This is a genomic window from Synechococcus sp. SynAce01 (assembly GCF_001885215.1).
GTDB classification, from domain to species: Bacteria; Cyanobacteriota; Cyanobacteriia; order PCC-6307; family Cyanobiaceae; genus Regnicoccus; species Regnicoccus frigidus.
Genome location: NZ_CP018091.1, coordinates 908,755 through 926,020, shown reverse-complemented (window position 1 = coordinate 926,020; position 17,266 = coordinate 908,755). Strand labels below are relative to the sequence as shown.

16 protein-coding genes are annotated in these 17,266 nt (G+C 60.6%); 7 read left to right on the top strand and 9 right to left on the bottom strand.

Translation table 11 applies throughout. From position 1 onward, the window contains the following. Positions 1-19 precede the first annotated feature (19 nt). Entirely contained in the window at positions 20-1,879 is a 1,860-nt protein-coding gene (locus tag BM449_RS04875) for a diflavin flavoprotein (protein ID WP_071800312.1), read from the bottom strand. Beyond that, positions 1,879-3,618 (bottom strand): diflavin flavoprotein, encoded by a 1,740-nt coding sequence (locus BM449_RS04870; protein WP_071800311.1) that lies wholly within the window; start codon positions 3,616-3,618, stop codon positions 1,879-1,881. The genes BM449_RS04875 and BM449_RS04870 overlap by 1 nt, the downstream gene beginning before the upstream one ends. Positions 3,619-4,510: 892 nt before the next feature. Between BM449_RS04870 and BM449_RS04860 the strand changes: the two genes are divergently transcribed. The 5 genes from BM449_RS04860 (at position 4,511) to BM449_RS04840 (ending at position 8,630) form a co-directional block, all read left to right on the top strand. After that, on the top strand, positions 4,511-5,506 hold the full coding sequence (locus BM449_RS04860) for a sodium-dependent bicarbonate transport family permease (protein ID WP_083544394.1): 996 nt from the start codon (positions 4,511-4,513) through the stop codon (positions 5,504-5,506). Between the two features lie 35 nt (positions 5,507-5,541). Beyond that, entirely contained in the window at positions 5,542-5,856 is a 315-nt protein-coding gene (locus BM449_RS04855; RefSeq protein WP_071800309.1) for a hypothetical protein, read from the top strand. Positions 5,857-6,131: 275 nt separating this feature from the next. After that, positions 6,132-6,419, top strand: coding sequence for a transposase (locus BM449_RS15340; RefSeq protein WP_071800293.1), 288 nt, complete (start codon positions 6,132-6,134; stop codon positions 6,417-6,419). Next, positions 6,364-7,335: an IS3 family transposase gene (locus BM449_RS04845; RefSeq protein WP_233831090.1), complete on the top strand. Its 972-nt coding sequence runs from the start codon at positions 6,364-6,366 to the stop codon at positions 7,333-7,335. The genes BM449_RS15340 and BM449_RS04845 overlap by 56 nt, the downstream gene beginning before the upstream one ends. Next, complete coding sequence (locus tag BM449_RS04840; protein WP_071800307.1) at positions 7,332-8,630, top strand: divalent metal cation transporter; 1,299 nt, start codon at positions 7,332-7,334, stop codon at positions 8,628-8,630. Before BM449_RS04845 ends, BM449_RS04840 begins: the two co-directional genes overlap by 4 nt. A gap of 24 nt (positions 8,631-8,654) precedes the next feature. On the opposite strand, the gene BM449_RS04835 is transcribed toward BM449_RS04840, so the two are convergent. Together BM449_RS04835 and BM449_RS15335 are read right to left on the bottom strand one after the other, a co-directional pair. Further along, a complete protein-coding gene (locus BM449_RS04835; RefSeq protein ID WP_233831088.1) occupies positions 8,655-9,542 on the bottom strand; it encodes a DUF6671 family protein in 888 nt (295 codons plus the stop codon). A 240-nt stretch (positions 9,543-9,782) separates the two neighbouring features. Further along, positions 9,783-10,352 (bottom strand): hypothetical protein, encoded by a 570-nt coding sequence (locus BM449_RS15335; RefSeq protein ID WP_233831085.1) that lies wholly within the window; start codon positions 10,350-10,352, stop codon positions 9,783-9,785. A gap of 408 nt (positions 10,353-10,760) precedes the next feature. On the opposite strand from BM449_RS15335, the gene BM449_RS04825 reads away from it, so the two are divergent. After that, positions 10,761-12,089, top strand: coding sequence for a CmpA/NrtA family ABC transporter substrate-binding protein (locus BM449_RS04825; protein ID WP_071800305.1), 1,329 nt, complete (start codon positions 10,761-10,763; stop codon positions 12,087-12,089). 30 nt (positions 12,090-12,119) lie between these two features. Here BM449_RS04825 and BM449_RS04820 read toward each other — a convergent pair whose 3' ends face one another. The 4 genes from BM449_RS04820 to BM449_RS04805 form a co-directional block, all read right to left on the bottom strand. Continuing rightward, the gene (locus BM449_RS04820) at positions 12,120-12,554 is read right to left on the bottom strand and encodes an Hsp20/alpha crystallin family protein (protein WP_071800304.1); all 435 of its coding nucleotides are present in this window, start codon (positions 12,552-12,554) and stop codon (positions 12,120-12,122) included. Between the two features lie 198 nt (positions 12,555-12,752). Beyond that, positions 12,753-13,247 (bottom strand): MEKHLA domain-containing protein, encoded by a 495-nt coding sequence (locus tag BM449_RS04815; RefSeq protein ID WP_071801979.1) that lies wholly within the window; start codon positions 13,245-13,247, stop codon positions 12,753-12,755. A gap of 17 nt (positions 13,248-13,264) precedes the next feature. Further along, complete coding sequence (locus BM449_RS04810; RefSeq protein ID WP_071800303.1) at positions 13,265-14,260, bottom strand: SWIM zinc finger family protein; 996 nt, start codon at positions 14,258-14,260, stop codon at positions 13,265-13,267. A gap of 181 nt (positions 14,261-14,441) precedes the next feature. Continuing rightward, on the bottom strand, positions 14,442-15,242 hold the full coding sequence (locus tag BM449_RS04805; RefSeq protein ID WP_071800302.1) for a glycosyltransferase family A protein: 801 nt from the start codon (positions 15,240-15,242) through the stop codon (positions 14,442-14,444). Positions 15,243-15,846: 604 nt separating this feature from the next. Here BM449_RS04805 and BM449_RS04800 point away from each other — a divergent pair. Further along, positions 15,847-16,293, top strand: coding sequence for a cupin domain-containing protein (locus BM449_RS04800; RefSeq protein ID WP_233831079.1), 447 nt, complete (start codon positions 15,847-15,849; stop codon positions 16,291-16,293). 37 nt (positions 16,294-16,330) lie between these two features. On the opposite strand, the gene BM449_RS04795 is transcribed toward BM449_RS04800, so the two are convergent. Next, positions 16,331-17,266 carry a mechanosensitive ion channel domain-containing protein gene (locus tag BM449_RS04795; RefSeq protein ID WP_071800300.1) on the bottom strand — a complete coding sequence of 312 codons (936 nt, stop codon included), beginning with the start codon at positions 17,264-17,266 and terminating at the stop codon, positions 16,331-16,333.

Genomic DNA, 17,266 nt, shown 5'->3' with positions numbered 1-17,266 from the left:
GCGGGATCGGTGTTGCTAGTCAGTAGTTGGCGCCACTGCGGCGTTGGTGCACGGCGGTGAGGGCGACTGGATCGAGCAGGCCGCCATGGTCCACCTGGGCATAGAGCAGCCAGTGGTCGCCGCATTCCATCCGCTGGCTCACCCGCGCCTCCAGCCAGGCCATCGCCTCGGGCAACACCGGCTGGCCCGAGGGGCTGCTCTCCAGCTCCAGGCCGGCGAAGCGGTCGGCGCCGGGCGGAAACCGCTGCAGAAACTGTTTCATCGGGCCCATCTGGCGCCCTTCAGCCAGCACGTTGAGCGTGAAGGCATCGCCAACATGCAGCAGGGTTTCAACGGCCCGGTCCTTGGCCACCGCCACGGTGAAGCCCGGCGGGGTGAAGCTGGCCTGGCTCACCCAGCTAGCCACCATGGCACTTCCCACAGCGGCCTCGCCTTCGCCGCGGCGGGTGGTGAGCACGCAGAGCGAGCCGACAATCCGGCCCAGGGCCAGCACCGCGGTGTTGCTGAGGCTCTGGCTGAGGCCACCGGCGGCGATCCGTTTGCTGCGGCGCTGCTGACCCAGCAGTTCCCTCCCCAGGGCCGTGCCGGTTTCCTCCAGGCGCTGGAGGGTGGCGCCGTCGGGGCTGAACTTCACCCGGATGGTCTCGAAGGCGAAGCGGAAGCCGCCGTCGCGCAATTTCGCTTCCAGCAGGTCGATCGCCTCGCCGCTCCAGCCGTAGCTGCCGAACACTCCCACAGGCTTGGCCCGGTCGGCTTCGGCCAGCAGGGTGCCCAGGGCCGAAACGATCGGGGTGGGGGCATGGCCGCCCAGGGTGGGCGAGCCGATCAGCAAGGCATCGCAGCGGCGGATGGTTTCGAGCAGTTGCTCGGGCGGGGCGAATTCGCAGTTGACGCTCTCGACCCGCACCCCCGTGCGCGAAACCCCCTGGGCCAGGGCATCGGCGATGGCGGCGGTGTTGCCGTAGGCGCTGGCGTAGAGCAGGGCCACAGACAGCTGCGCCTTCCCCTGGCTCTCGCCCCAGCGGCGGTAGTCGGCCAGCAGGCTGCGCCAGCTCTCGCTGATCGCCGGGCCGTGGCCCGGGGCGATCGTGCGGATCGGCAGGTCTTCGAGCCGGTCGACGACTGTTTCAACCTGGCGGGCCATCGGCGCCATCAGGCAGTCGTAGAAGTGGCGTCGGTCTTCCTCGCTGCTCACCCGGTTGGCCTCGGCAAAGGCCTCGATGCAGAGGTGGGCGGCGAAGAATTTGCCGCTCATCAGCAGGCCGCTGCTCTCCTCAAACGCCACCAGGGCGCCGGGCCAGCGGGGGGTGGGCACCGGGATCAGCCGCAACTGGCGGCCCAGCCCCAGCTCCAGCAGCTCCTCTCCCTTGACGATTGTGATCGGCGGCAGCGGTGGCAGCGCCGCTGGCGGTTCGCTGGAGCCCGGCGCGCTCGGTTTCACCTGGGGCCAGAGGTCGGCGAGCAGACGGGCGCCGGCGTTGGAGGCGATCAGGCTGAGATCGGGCCAGCGGGCGGCCAGCTGGCGCAGGAAAGCCACCCGGTTCGGGTTGGTGAAGCCCACCACCAAGCGCAGCGGTGGCAAGGGGGTGGGCAAGGCGCGGGTGGCGGCGGCCTCCAGCTCAGCTGCCAGGGCCGCCAGGAAAGGCTCGGCGAACGATTGGCCCGGCGGATGCACCAGCACCGGCCCGATCGGCGCGCCCTCATGCTCGCCGTCGGTGAACAGATAGGCGTTGGCCGTGGTGCCACGCTCCAGGCCGTACTCCACCTCAAAGCGCAGCCGCTTCGGACTGAGGCCGCGCAGGCAGACGAGACCAGGCTCGATCGGCAGCAGGATCACGCTGCGATCAGCACTGGGGGTGGCGGAGCTGGAGTTGCCCATCAGTAGTGGTTGCCAACCTTGCGATGGTGCACGGCCGTGCTGCCCTCAGCATCGGCCACGGTGCCCTCCTCCACCTCCGCATAGATGATCCAGTGGTCAGGGGTTTCCATCCGCTGCACCACCTGGCAACCCAGGAAGGCCAGGGCGTCGCTGAGCACAGGCCCGCCCCTGGCGGCCCCTTCCAACGTGGCCACGCCTTCAAAGCGGTCGGCACCGGGCGGGAAGCGGCGCAGGAAATGGCGCAGCAAGTCTTGGTATTGACCCTCCTGCAACACATTGAGCACGAAGCGGTCGCCCACCTGCATCAGGGTTTCAATGGCGCGGTCTTTGGCTACGGCGATCGAGAGGCCCGGCGGCTCAAAGCTGGCCTGGCTCACCCAGCTGGCCACCATGGCGCTGCTGCGCTCCTCCTGGCGGGCCGTCACGATGTAGAGGCCGCCGCTGAGTCGCCCGAGCGCCTTGTCGAGGTCACTGTCGAGCGCCTTCATCGCTGCGATGGTCTTGGCGCGGCCAAGTAACTGGCCCAGGTCGGTGCCGGCTTCCTCGAAGCGCTGATAGTCGTTGCCATCCGGCACCTTTTTGACCCGCAGCGGCGGGAAGGCTTCTTTTTGGCCCAGGCTGCGCAGCTTGGCGGCGATGCTGTCGATCGGCAGGTCGTTGCCGCCGTAGGCGTCGTAGACGGCCACCCACTGCTTGGCGTGCAAGGCAGCCAGCAGCGTGCCGATCGACTGCTGGGTTTCGACATCGGGATTGGCTGGCCAGGTGGGCACCAACACGGCGCTGGCCTCGCCGATCAGGGCGGCGAGCTCCTGGGGGTCGGTGGAGCGCAGGTCCACCAGCTGGGCCTGGCTGTCGGCCTTGCCGATGCCGCGGGCCAGGGCCTGGCTGAGCCGGTCACAGAAGCCGTACTGGCTCAGATAACAGACGGCCGCATAGGTTTCGCCGGCACTGCGCTGGCTGCTCCAGTCGCGGTAGTCGCCGATCCAGAGGTTGAGGTGATCGCGCAGCAAGGGGCCGTGGCCCGTGGCGATCAGGCTGACCTCAGGCAGGGCGTCCATGCGCTTAAGGGCCTGCAACACGCTGCGGGCGTTCGGGCCCATCAGGCAGTCGTAATAGAAGCGGAAGTCTGGGGCGATGGCACCGGGGTCGACATCAAAAACGGCATCGGAGCAGTAGTGCAGTCCGAAGGCATCGCAGGTGTAAAGGATGCCCGTGCCGTGATCGAAGGAGAAGATCGTGTCGGGCCAGTGCAGGTTGGGAGCACTGAGGAACTCGAAGCGGTGCGCCACGCCGCTGCTGGGGTTGGTGCCGAGATCGAGAACTTCGCCGCTCTTGACAGCCCGGCTCTTGAACGGCCGGTGCACCTGGTCGGCCAGGTAGGCGATCGCCACCTTCGAGCCGACGATCTCAATCTCCGGGTTGCGCTCCAGCACGGCTCCGATCAGGCCGGAGTGGTCGGGCTCGGTGTGGGAAACGATCAAGTAGTCGATCGTGGCTGGATCGATCTGCCCTTCGAGCAGTGGTAGCCAGGTGTCGGCGAATTTGGCGTGGCTGGTGTCGATCAGGGCGGTGCGCTCACCCCGCACCAGAAAGGCGTTGTAGGTGGTGCCGTTGCGCAGGCCAAATTCGATGTCGAAGCGGCTGCGGTCCCAGTCGAGGGAGCGGATCGTGGTGGTATCGGCGCCGATCGCCTCGCACTGGAGCGAAAGGCGGGGGGGTGCAGCGGTGGCGACAGTCATCGACGGCGTCTGCAAGGACACCGACTCTAGAAACTCCGCTGGGATTTCCCTGGCTCCAGAGCCGTCCGGGCCTGTCCGGGCCGATTCGGCCATCTGATGGCCGCCATAGGCAGGGCTTGGGCCACCGGCAGATTTCACGCCCAGCCGTTACGGAAGCCGGCAATCGTTATGGTTTCCCCCCGCAATATGCCGATCAGATCGCCGTCAGATAATCCCAGCTTATCTGTAGGATTTGCAACTCTTTGTCCAGCAGGCACCCAGTGCCATCGTGATGGAATTAACGTCACGCAACCAATACATCAATCCTTTATGTCTCCCTGCTGAGCGCTTTTGATCCCTCAGGGGATTCGTCCCTTGCGCTCCTATCTGGGCCTAAGCACCCTGGTCAATCTTCCGTTTCTATCGGTTGATGGCATAGACCATCAATCTGATCTCTTTCAGGTCCTCTCCCAACCCATGGCACTTCACTGACGAGACATCACCAACTGGACATTTCGTCCGAATTTTCCGAGGAGATTGGTGTCGCGCAGCCGCAGTCTCTTGCGCCTGGACTTTTGATTGGGGAGGTCAGCTTCGCAGCTGTTGTCAAAAACCAAGCGTGAGGTCAGGCCTTCACGCTCAAGGTTCACCCGTTCGCCCTGACCAAGAACGGGATCCGCATTAAAGGTTAATTTCATTAACGTTTTTGGGGTCTTGTGTGCCTGTCAGGCATCAAAATCACCTCGTGTGGTTTTTCTTGCCTATGGCGATGGCATCAGCTCGAGCAGTCGCATGTGTCCTGGAACACACGGGCTGAAACACATCAGTCTGGTTGCAGGCTTGGTCCGAATTAGGTCCAATCCCCTTTAATTCTCCCAGCAACCTCATTTTCCAAAACACCAGAGGATTTGAATTGTCCGACTTCTTTGAGCTTTTTATTAAGCAGATTCAGTCTCCAACTCTAGGTTTTCTGATCGGCGGCATCGTCGTTGCCTCATTCGGCAGCCAATTGGCGATCCCAGATGCCATGTACAAGTTCATCACTTTCTTCTTGCTTTTGAAGATCGGCTTGAGCGCAGGCATCGCCATTCGCAATTCCAACCTCACTGAGATCCTTCTCCCGGCACTGGGAGCTGTGCTGATAGGCATCCTGATCGTGTTAATCAGCCAATTCACCTTGGCGCGATTACCGGGAATCAGATTCACCGATGCGATAGCAACAGGTGGATTGTTTGGTGCCGTGAGTGGTTCCACCCTCGCCGCTGTTCTGCCCCAGCTGGAAGCGTCAAAAATCCCATTTGAGGCCTGGAGTGCTGCCCTTTATCCGTTCATGGACATTCCGGCGCTGGTGACGGCGATCGTGGTGGCAAGCATCTACACCAGCCGTAAATCCGCTGACGCATCTGACAATGTTGAGATCTGGCCAATCATCAAAGAAAGTCTTCAGAGCTCTGCTGTCACGGCCATGCTCCTTGGCGTTGCACTCGGCATTTTGACCAGGCCTGAATCTGTTTATAAAGGCTTTTACGATCTGCTTTTCCGGGGCTTCCTCTCCGTTCTCATGATCATCATGGGTATGGAGGCTGCACAGCGCATGAATGAGCTGCGCAAAGTGGCCCAATGGTTTGCCATCTATGCTTTTATCGCACCGCTGGTGCATGGTTTCATCGGTTTTGGTGTTGGCCTGCTCATTCACAAGATCACCGGCTTCAGCATCGGTGGCGCTGTGGTGCTGGCTGTGATCGCTGCTTCCAGCTCTGATATTTCGGGTCCTCCGACCCTGCGAGCTGGCATTCCCACGGCGAATCCCTCCGCCTACATTGGTGCCTCCACCGCCATCGGAACTCCAGTGGCGATCGCCATCGGCATTCCGCTCTTCATCGGGATTGCTCAGATGATCGGTGGTTAAGCTTTTAAAATCAAAACCAATCGCGAGTTAAAGCTATGAGTCAGCAAGTTTGGAAGTTGGTGATTGTTGGGGAGGAAATCCTCTCCAAGAAACTCATCAAGCTCATCAAAGCGGCAGGTGCCACCGGGTACACTGTGAATTCAGCTGGTGGGGAAGGCAGCCGCAATGTGCGCTCCACGGGAGATCCAATCGTCTCGCACACTCTCTCTAATGTGAAAATCGAGGTCCTCACTGGCACCCGCGAGCTGGCTGACAAGATCATCCATGAGATCGAAGCCAAGTTTTACGCGGACTACTCGATCATCACTTATATCTACCAGGTGGAAGCCCTGCGCGATCACAAGTTCTGACCTGATCTGATCCAAGCTGTTTTGTGTTCCCGGCTGTGTGTCTGTACATGGCCGGGATTTTTCATTTCGTGGTGCCTTGATGGCTGTGGCCAAATCGTGATTCGGCATCACCCACATTGGCGCCGCCAGCAGGGGCCAACTCTGTGCTTTGCGGATGGTCTGGCGGCTGGCCGATTGGTCAAACTGATGGCTGCCTGAGGTGGTCTGGGTTTTCTGGACAGGCCCCATCGTTAACCTTTGAGGCGGGGCACCGCCCCTGAAAGGGGCTCCTACCGATGAGCAAACGCCGTACCCACAGCCCAGAATTCAAGTCCAAGGTCGCCATGGAAGCGATCAGTGGCCGCAGGACGCTCCAGGAGATCGCTGCAGACCACGCGGTGCACCCGATCCAGGTGAGCCAATGGAAGAAGCAGCTCCTGGAAGGAGCCAGTGAGCTTTTCGCCAAGGGCAAAAAGACTCAAGGCAAAGACGAGAGCCAGGCCAAGGAAGGCGAACTGTTCCAGCAGATTGGCAAGCTCCAGATGGAACTGGAGTGGCTTAAAAAAAAGTCACAGCTGCTCTGATGCCCGTGAATTGCGAAAGCTGGTCGATCACGACCAACGAGAAATCACGATCAGCCGTCAGTGCGAGCTCCTGGGGCTACCCAGATCCACGCTGTACTACAAGCCCATCCCTGTGCCTGAATCCACCCTGGGGATCATGGCCAGGATCGATGCGCTGTATTTGGAGGATCCAACCTCTGGAAGCCGTCGGATGGTTCAGTATTTGGCCCGAGAAGGGATCCCGATCAGCCGTGACCGTGTCCGAAACCTCATGCGGTGCATGGGTTTACGGGCCATCTACCAGAAGCCACGCACCACGGTGCCAGGTGACCCATCGGAGCGCTTTCCCTGCCTGGTGGACCTCAAGGAGGTCACGGAAGTGGATCAGGTTTGGGCAACAGATATTACCTATATCCCATTACGGAAGGGCTTCCTCTACCTGGTGGCCGTTGTGGATCTGTTCTCCCGGAATGTTCTCAGCTGGAAACTTTCCAACAGCCTTGACATGGAATTCTGCTTGGAGGCCTTGGAAATTGCTCTTACCGTTGGGCGAAAGCCACAGATCTTCCACTCCGATCAGGGGTGTCAGTTCACCTCCGGTGACTTCGTGGCAAGGCTCAAGACAGAGGAGATCAAGATCAGCTGGTCTGGTAGAGGGCGCTGCTACGACAACATCCTGGTGGAGAGACTATGGAGGACAGTCAAATATGAGGAGGTGTACCTGCGCGCCTACAGCGATGGCTGGGAAGCTGAAATCAGCTTGTCCCGATTCCTATGGAGGTACTGCCATGTAAGACCCCATAGCTCATTGGGTGGCAAAACTCCCAATGAGGTCTACAATCAAATTGAACCCTGTCCCTCCCCGCCCGAGGTTAACGATGTCAGGGGCCAGATCTGTCCAATAAAAGCCATCCACCTCAGCCTTTGGCTGCCATGATCCCTACCGCCGCTTCGACGCGCCCCCGCCTGGCTGGTCTGCGCCAGAGCCTTGGACCCGGCATTTTGTTGGCCGGCGCCGCGATCGGTGGTTCACACCTGGTCGCCTCCACCCAGGCGGGGGCCCGCTACGGCCTCGGGTTGCTGGCGCTGGTGCTGCTGATCAACCTGATCAAGTACCCCTTTTTGTTGGTCGGCACGCGATTCACCGCCGCCACCGGACTGAGCCTGCTGGAGGGTTACCAACGCCAGGGACGGTGGTATCTGCCCCTGTTCCTGCTGATCACCGCCGCCACCGGCGTGGCCAACATCGTGGCGGTGGCAGCGGTGAGCGGCAGCCTGGCCACCAGCTTGCTGCCGGCCTCGATCGGGGCGTTGCTGAGTGCCACCAACCTGGCCGTGCTGCTGCTGGTTCTCTCTCTACTGCTGTTGCTCTGGGGGCACTACCGCAGCCTGGATCGGTTGAGCAAGCTGGTGGTGGCGATCCTGGTGCTGAGCACCACCGCCGCCACCCTGGCCGCCCTGCTTCAAGGGCCTGTCTCCGGGGCTCCGATCGCCGCGATGTTCAGCCCCAGCCCCTGGACCCTGCCGGCCCTGCCGTTCCTGATTGCCCTGATGGGCTGGATGCCCTGTCCGCTTGATCTGGCGGCCTGGTCATCGCTGTGGATCTTTGCGCGCAGCGAGGATTCCGGCCATCAAGGCAGCCAAGCGGAGCTGGAGGCCGATTTCAACATCGGCTACGGCGCCACTGTGCTGATGGCGGTGCTGTTCCTGGTCCTGGGGGCCTGGGTGATGCACGGCACCGGCCGCAGCTTTTCGCCGGCCGGTGCCGTTTTTGCGCAGCAACTGATCGAGCTCTATACCGCCAGCCTGGGGGGGTGGGCCTATCTCCTGATTGCCCTGGCGGCCTTCACCACGATGTTCAGCACCACCCTCACCTGCCTGGATGGCTATCCCCGTTCGGCTTCGGCCGGGCTGCGGCTGCTGCGGGGATTCCGGGGCCGCGACGTTCAGAACCAGAGCGACCACAGCCTCTGGATCGGGCTTCATGGCTTTGCTGCCGCCGGGATTCTGCTCTTCTCCGCCAGCTCGATGGGCACCTTGGTGCAGCTGGCGATGGTGGTGTCGTTCGTGACCACCCCCCTGCTCGGCTGGATGAATCTGCAGGTGATCCAGGGCCGCCAGGTGCCGCCGGACCGCCGGCTGGGCCCCGCTCTGCTCACCGTGGCGCGGCTGGGACTGCTGGTTCTTGGCGGCTTCGTGCTGCTCTTCGCCGTCACTGGCCTCAGCCGCTGAGGCCACGGATCCTGGGTCAACCGTTCAGGGATTGCAGAGCGGGCAGAACTGCGGATCGGCCTTGGTGAGCCCATCGGCGCGCGGCCGCTCCTCACTGGCTGAGCAACTCACGCAGCCGAAGCGCTCGCTGCGCACCAGGTCTGTGGCCGTGCCGCACCAGTCACAGGGCAGCCCCAGCAGCACGTCGACCCTTCCCCAGCCCGGGGCCCCGCAGGTTGGGCAGGGACTGGCGATCCGGCGCACCAACTTGAAGGCCAGCACCCGGATCGAGGCCATCCGGGTGGGATTTTGGTGGGCGCGCATGTCCGTTTCCAGCAGGGCCAGCCCATCGCTGGAGGCACGGCTGGCCTGCTCGATCGCCTCGCGCAGTTCGGCCACGGCGCCGAGGCCCTTGCTCAGGCAGGGTTTCGCGCGAGCCCGATGGGGTTGCACAATCACGGCGTGGGTGGGGAAGCCGATCCGGTCCAGCCACGGATCCAAATCCGCGCCGGGACTGGCGGTGCAATGGTCGAAGTTGGTGCGACAGCCGACCAGCTGCTCGGTGATCACCAGGCCTTGGGCCCGGTCCACCCAGGCCATCCATTCCATCGCCAGGGGCAGAAAGGGCAGGGCCGGGTGCGGCCCGAAGCTGCCTTCGCTGGCCAGGCCCAGATCCAGCCCGGTTTCTGCCATTCCCGCTTCGGCCTTAAGGCGACAGGTGGTTTCGGCATCGCTGAGCCGGGGCCGCTCGCCACTGAAGCTGCCGAGGCTGTCGGTGTCAAAGCCGCTGGCGAGCACCAATTCCGCCCCCAGACCCTTGCGGAAAGGCCTGGCGATCACCTTCTCCTTGCCGTGCCGGGTGGCGAGGCTCACCCGCCGACCCCAGCCCAGCCAGCCAGGGGCAGAAAAATCAGGTCCAAGCCCAGGGCTCACGCTGCTGGCGAAATCAATGGAATCAATAATTTACGCCGGTTCATCAATCCACAGGGAAAGGAGCAACAGTGCGTCAATCCGATCACGACAGCTGATTGCCTGGATTAAGAACCCTTTAGCCAGAATTGATCCAAGTCCACGCTCAAGTCCCTAGGGTTCGGCATCAGCAAAAAGACGAAAAACAAAACAAATGTTTGCCGTGTTGATCCCTTGCCGATGGGGTTCACTCCCTCTTTCTCATTACTCCATCCTTTGCTTGGGTTCATGATCAACAGCCTGACCGTAGAAAAACTTCAGCTCACGCTGGATGCAGCCAGCATCCTGCCGTCCCATCTCTGCTGGAGATTGGTCGATGGCTACATCCGCGCCAATACCTGGACGCTGGATGGCGATGTTGTGACGATCGGATTGGCCGGTCCCGGTGATCTGATTGCTCCCCTGAATTCGAAGGGGCAAGCCATGGAAAGAGTCTGCCTGACAAGGGTCAGTGTGGAGGAAGTCAGCCCGTCGAATGAGGAGCTGTCCGCCTGTCTTCATCACCAGATGGCCCAGGCCATCAGCCTGCTCCAGATCGGCAGGCTCCGGCCTGTTGATTCCAGGCTGATCCATCTGCTGCACTGGATCGGAGCACGCTTTGGCATGATCAGCAGTCAGGGCACCGTGGTATCGCTGCAGGAAATGAACCTGACCCATCGCATGTTGGCTGATCTCACCGGCATGACCCGGGTAAGCGTGACCAAAGCCTTGAGCCGTTTCAAAGCCAGCGGTCTGATCGTGACCAGGAGAGATGTCGATCTGCTGCTTCCCCATGGAATCCACGGGCACCCCTGGCACCTCTAGCTCGGCCGGGTTGAGCTTGGCTGGATCGCTTCTGCCTCGTTTCCTTCCTTATTGGCTGGATGGGCGGAGCTGATCGCTGCCATTCGCGCTCGTGCATGACAAAGACAATCAATGATTCAACTCTCTCGCTTCGTCGTCCCAAGCGGCCTTAGGGTCCTGCAGCCGCAGCCCTGGCCGCAGGAATGGAGACCAGCAATCCCTTCCCCAACCCGCTTGATTCGGGGCTTGATTTGGCGCTTGGACTGGCGTGGCTGCATCCTGATCTGGCCACCTCGCTGACGCGAGGTTTATAGAATTTCACAGCCAAAGAGCGAGATATTGCGTCGTTTTTCTGTTGGCTTCCATTTTTCTCCCCTTCTTTCTCTTGTCAGCCTGACCATGCCGCGTCGCCGCAGATTTCTCTCCATTTTCAGCGCCACCCTGGCGAGCACCCTGGTGCTCAACGCCTGTGGGAACGCTCCTGATCGGGGCGGACTTGCTGATGGAGCCAGCTCTAATTCGACGGCCGCGGCCAAGCTCGAAACCAGGTCGATCACGCTTGGCTATGTCCCGATCCTGGAGGCCGCTGCCCTGGTGGCCGGTGTGGAACAAGGCTTCTTTGCCAAGCATGGCCTTGAGGTGACCTTGGCCAAGCAGGCCAGCTGGCCCGACGCCAGTGAAAACGTGGTGATCGGCTCAGCCGGTGGCGGCATTGACGGCGGCCAGTGGCAATTGCCGATGCCGCACCTGATCACTGAGGGCCTCATCACCAACGGCAAGAAGGTGCCGATGTACGTGCTGGCGCAGCTGAGCAGCCAGGGCAATGGAATTGCCGTGTCCAACTCCTTGAAGGAGGCCAATCTGCGGGTCAACCTGACCCCTGCTGCTGCGATCATCCTTGGCTTCCCCAAGACCGATGGGCGCAAGTTCCGGGCTGCCCACACCTTTGCCAATGCCAATCAGGATCTCTGGATTCGCTACTGGCTTGGTGCAGGCGGCATCGACCCCGACAAGGACATCGAGCTGCTGACGGTGCCCTCCACTGAAACGCTGCAGGGGATGCGCAACGGCTCGATGGAAGCCTTCAGCACCGGTGATCCCTGGCCGTTCCGGATCGTGGCCGACAATATCGGCTACATCGCCGCGCTCACCGCCGAGATCTGGCCCGTTCACCCGGAGGAATTCCTGGCTGTGCGCGCTGACTGGGTCGACAAGCACCCGCAGGCCACCATCGCCCTGCTCAAGGGACTGATCGAGGCGCAGCAGTGGGCCGACAAGCCCGAGAACAAGATGGCGCTCGCCCAGATGCTCAGCTCCCGGGCCTACTTCAACACGCCGGTTTCCGTGCTTGAGCCGGCCCTCAAGGCCCAGTACAAGCTCGGTGCCGACCTGAAGACCTCCAACGATCCCAAGCTTGGTCCGCTCTACTGGAACAGCGATCGCGGTGTGATTTCCTACCCCTACAAGAGCCTCAATCTCTGGTTCCTGGTGGAATCGATCCGCTGGAAGTTCCACCCCGGACAGCTCGATACCATCGCCCAGGCGAAGGCCCTTGTTGACAAGGTGGTCCGCGAAGATCTCTGGCGTCAAGCGGCCATTGAGGTGGGCGTTCCCGCTGCCGACATTCCCAGCGGTTCCTCGCGGGGCAAGGAAACCTTCTTTGACGGCATCGTCTTTGATCCGGAGAATCCCCAGGCCTATCTCGACAGCCTGAAGATCAAGCGCTGAGCCTGCCTGCGCAGGCAGGCTCCAGCCCCGTCAGTCCTCTACCCGTACGGTCACGGGAGTGTGGGTCTGGGCTTTGGGGGCGGTGACGGTGAGCAGGCCGTCGCGGTAACGGGCCTGGAGGCCGGTGCGCTCAAGCGGAACGGGGAACTGGAAGCTGCGCTTCAAGAGGCCGTAGTTGAACTCGCTGTGCAGGGGAGTCGCCTGCTTGGCTTCGTTGCTCTGGGCCTGCTGAGCGTCGCCACTGTCCGTGGCAGGAGTCTGGGATTCGCGCTTGGCGCTGATCACCAGGGAGCGGTCGCTGGCTTGAACATCGATCGATCCGCGATCGACGCCGGGGAGTTCCAAGACCACCGTGTAGGAGGTCTGGCTTTCCTGCACTTCGGCGGCAGGAACGAGATCGGTCTGGCGCACCTGTTGCTCCAGGCGCTCCAACAGTTCGAAGGGGGAATGGCGCAGGGTCAGCATGGTGATGTCCTCTACGGATTGATGAATTCGGGTGGGTTATGGATCACCCGCCAAGCCAATGTGGCGCCTTTTGATGCCAACCAAGCCGGCGAAAACCGATCCATTCGGTACGGTGTCTACGCCTCGGTCGGTCTACCCTCCACGCCAGAACGGAGAACCGAACGCCTTGCCAATCACCAGCAGGCAGGCCGCGTTCACTCAGAGCCACCACCATCGGGAAAAGCAGGCCGCCTGGGCGCAGGCCGCACCGCTGGCGTTGCGCACGGTCCAGAGCCGGGCTGACTCGATGCGGAAGCGGCGGCCCTGGCTGTCGATGCGAATGCCGCTGTAGCCGCTGATGGCTTCCTGCCGCCGTGCCGTGGCCAGCAGCTCGGCGCGCCCTGGGCGCTCGGAGGCTTCGGCGGTGAGCCGCGACGGCATCCCGACCATGGCGCTCCAGGGCCGGCGCCAGAGGCCAAGCGCCGCGGCGTTGGCATAGATCAGCCGGGGATCGTCGCCGCCGCCATGGGCGAGCACCACGGCAGAGGCGGCGAACAGGTCCTGGGCGCGGCCACGGGAGTGGCTGGCCTGGCTGGCGATCAGGGGCCGGCCGAAACCGCTGTGGAACGCGGCGAGCAAGGCCTCGGCGAACTCCAGGGCGGCAGGGCTGAGCCAGGGGGACTCCGCCGGCAGCGGCTCAGGCGTGAGGAACAAACGGGCATCAACCGGTATCAACCGGGATCAGGGCCACTGCCCATCGCCTGGGCCATGGCCGCCTTGCCGAGCCGGTTGCCCTGGGCCTTGAGCTGCTCCAGGAAAAGGCGGTTGGCTTCTGGGAAGAGGGGTTCGGCGGCGAGCGGTAGTTCGCCCGCCTCATCCAGGCCCGTTTCGCCTTCCATCGCCTGGGTGATCACGACCAGATCCGGATCGAGGGCAGCGGCGTACGACCACCACAGGCTCGGGTCGGTGATGGCGGCATGAACCGGGTGCGGCGCCTGGGCGGCGAGCGGCTCAGCGGGCACCGGGGCTGGGGCCTGGCCCTTGCCTCCAGCTTTGGAGCGCCCCTTGGCTTCTGCTTTGGCCTCTGCTTTGGCAGCAGTTTTGGCGGCGGCTTTGGCGCTGGCGGCCCTGGACACCAGCAATTTGCGGCGCTGCACAGCCAGATCGGCGAGCAGCTGGCTGCGGCTGCGCCCCCGCATCTGGAAGAGCACGAAGGGGTCTTCGCTGAAGCGGTCGCCCATCAGGAAGTAGACGGCGCTGACGTGTTTGCAGGGGGCGGCCTTGTCCGGGCAGCTGCACTCGCAGCGCACCTCTTGCAGTTTGAAGGGGAACAGGCGCTTGCCGCTGGCGGCAAAGGCCCGCTCGATGTCCTGGGGCATCACGCCAGCCAGCAACTGGGCCGACCAGCGGGCCTTCTGGCCGAGCGCTTCGAGCACGTAGCCCCAGTCTTCGTCGGAGAGGGTGTCGAGCCAGAGCTTCACCTTGTAGGGCTCAGCTTCGGTGCCCTGCACCCGGGCATGGACCCGGCGCCCCTCAAAGCGGATCGAAAGCACGTTGCCGGAGCGGGCGTAGGTCCAGGCGCGCTCCAGCCGTTTCTTGTAGCGGTAGGAGTTGATCAGCTCCATCCACTGCTCCACCCACCAGGGCTGCTGCCCCAGGCCCTGCTGACCCAGCTGGGTGGTGATTGGGCTGCCGCCGGAGGCGACGCTGGTGCCGGAGGAGGTCATGGAGAAAGTATGCCGAGTGGCGGGGCCTGCGAGCCACCAGGGCAGTGACAGAACAAGTGGAACAAACAGAACACAAGCGTTGATGGCACCTTACTTCTTTAAAAATACAAGAAAATAGACCGCTTTGCGATATAATTTTTTGTGGGCTTTTGCTGCGGTTTTTAGTAGTTATGTAATTTGTTTATACGGAAAGGAGCTTGGCTGTTGTTGCCTGATTGCCCTTTCTTGCTGAGCTGTAGTTAGGAGCGGTTGCGCCACTCCATGGATGGCTGCCGATCGGCGTATGCGAAATAATCTGTTCACCCCGCTCCCAGGCGCATCGCCTTGACAGGAGTTCTAAATCGTCAAACCATTTTGTCTTTGTCATCTGCCCCTCATGCAAGCGAATATGATAGACATAGTCTTTAATCACAATGCCTGGCGCCATACAGGTTACGGCAATCATCATGCCAATGTCTTCGCCTTGGGGCAGGCCCATCCATCCGCCAGCTTTTTTCAGAAGATTGGCATCCACCAACAAGGTTGTCGGCCCTAGTGGAATACTGGCTTTTGGTGTTGGCCAACTACGCCAGATGTCTCCAGGAGAGCTGGGCCCTGCTGGCACGATTGCTGGATCAATCTTGCAATCATCTGTGCAATATCCGGCTGACCAAAGAGCACCATGTTGCCCTTTTAACGCGGCTAGTCTTTTGTCAATGGAGTGTGGATAGAGCCAATCATCGTCATCGGCACTTGTGATCCAACCGCCTCGGGCAATCGCCAGGCCTAAATTGCGTGCTGCGGCCTGGCCAATCGGTCGCTCTGTCTTGATGACTGTGGATGTCTTGCGGATCTCGCTTGGCAGGGCTTCACCGCTTTGGCCATCAACGACAATAACGTGTTCAACCACACAATCATTGTTTTGTAGGCTTTGATTTAATTCCACCAACATGCTCAGCCGATCTGGCAATAGCCTGGTTGGAGTAATAACGCTAACAGTCATCCAGTTGCCTAAGACTTGCTTTTTGGTTAACTCAAAAATGACTGGAACTTTTAGTTCTCCAGCCTTGGTGACTGTGGCTTAAGGCTTACACTTTACAATATTTGATAATAAAATAGCACATTGCGATCGCTTGAAATCTCATTCATGAGCTCAGCCTTACATCTTACCATTTTGTGTGTTGATCTCGTGAGCCCATGTTGAAGCCTTCGGCGTGCGGCGGCCAGCGCGCTGATTGGAGTTTGCGATCTTAGGGCTGAGCGGTTGAAATTCGGCTTAATATTCAGGTGGTCGATGCTTTTGCTAGCGCTTAAAGAGCGGCTTATAAAATAGCTTGCTGGAAATACATGGATGTTGTCGTTAAGGAAGAAAGTTTCACCAGTGCTGGAGCTGCCGCTATCTAACATGAACGTAGATTCCGACCATGCCAGCAACCAGATTGCGGTCCACTGTCTTGAGGCGCTAATGGCTTCTTCGCTCCGCATTAAAACTGATGCAGCAGTGCCTGTCTCTTTCCGTTTCGTCGGCTAACTTCTGCTGCTAGCCCGAGAGTTGACAGACGATGCTTCAGACAAAACCGTTTTTCCAGAAGCACCAGAAGCACTTGTTGGCCCTGCTGCTGCTTGGTGGCAGTCTTCTGCTGACAAGCCTGAAGGCAGTGGCGGATGGCGAGCCCGCTGGGGTCCAGGTGCAAACGCTGGTCCGATCCGGCCAGGCGTGGAACGGCACGCGCCTGCCCGCCTATCCCAGAGGTGAGCCGGAGCTCACCGTGCTGCACATCACGATTCCCCCGGGGGTGAAGCTGCCGATGCACATCCACCCGGTGATCAACGCCGGCATGCTGATCCGCGGCCAGCTGCTGGTGATCAGTGAGGCGGGCCCCTCCAAACAACTCAAGGCGGGCGATGGAATAATCGAGATGGTGAACCAGCCCCACTACGGCACCAATAACGGCACGGAAACCGCCGAGATCGTGATGGTCTATGCGGGGGTGGAGGGCAAGCCGATTACCGTCCTTGAAGTCGCTCCAGCAACCAGTGCCGAGCGTGAGTAGGCGTGTAGCCACTACTCTTTTCCAAGCAGCTCTGTATTCATAGCCGATTGTTCTCTGGCCGATTGTTGTCTAATTTCACGTTAAGCGTGGGGGCTTCGGTTAACTGAATCGTGGTGGATGCAATGTTGACGCGTTGTTCTGTCCTTGCAAACTCATCGAGAATTCGCGTGAACAGCTGATCCTTGATCAGGCGTCGGGTTTTGTAGTCAACCACGTAGCGAATGGTGAATTCTATCCAGTTGTCAGTGAGAACGAGGCTGACGACGGGGTCAATTCTGGCATCTTCAATTAAATACTTCCTGAACATCACTTGCCAGGCGGCTTTGACATTCGCTGTTGTATTGGTTGGAATCATCTCTGCAATCACTTGTTCAAGGATGGATCGTGCCAAGCGATGATCGCTTCCGTACTTCACAGGGATTTTGATCTCGTCCCATAAATAGGGAAAGTCGCCCGAGTAATTGAAGACTGGCGCCTTGAACACAAAGCTGTTGGCGATGCGGACAATCCTTCCCGTGTAAAGGTCAGATTCCACCCACTCGCCCAGTTCCATCAACGTTGTTCGAAGTATGCCGATATCAATGACATCCCCTTTACTGCCTCCTATCTGGACCCGATCCCCCGGGTTGTAAAAGCCACCAGCTGAAATCGCAATCCAGCCTGCCACGCTGGCAATCACTTCCTGCAAGGAAAAGGTAATGCCTGCGCTCGCAACACCAATGGCAACGGTCAAGCCACCCAGCCGATCCTTGAAGACGATCGTAATGAAGACAAAGCCCGCAAGATATCCAGAAAAAGTAATGAGTTTGCGCCCGTAGTAGCGGCTATCAGAATCTTTGAGATAACGTGTTAGTGAATATTGAAATGAGCGAATCAATAGGCTGATGACCAGAAGTCCGGCCACAGCAATGAATAGCTTCGAGACGAGGGGATCGGCCAATAAAGAGCTGACCCACTGAATTAAAGTCTGCAT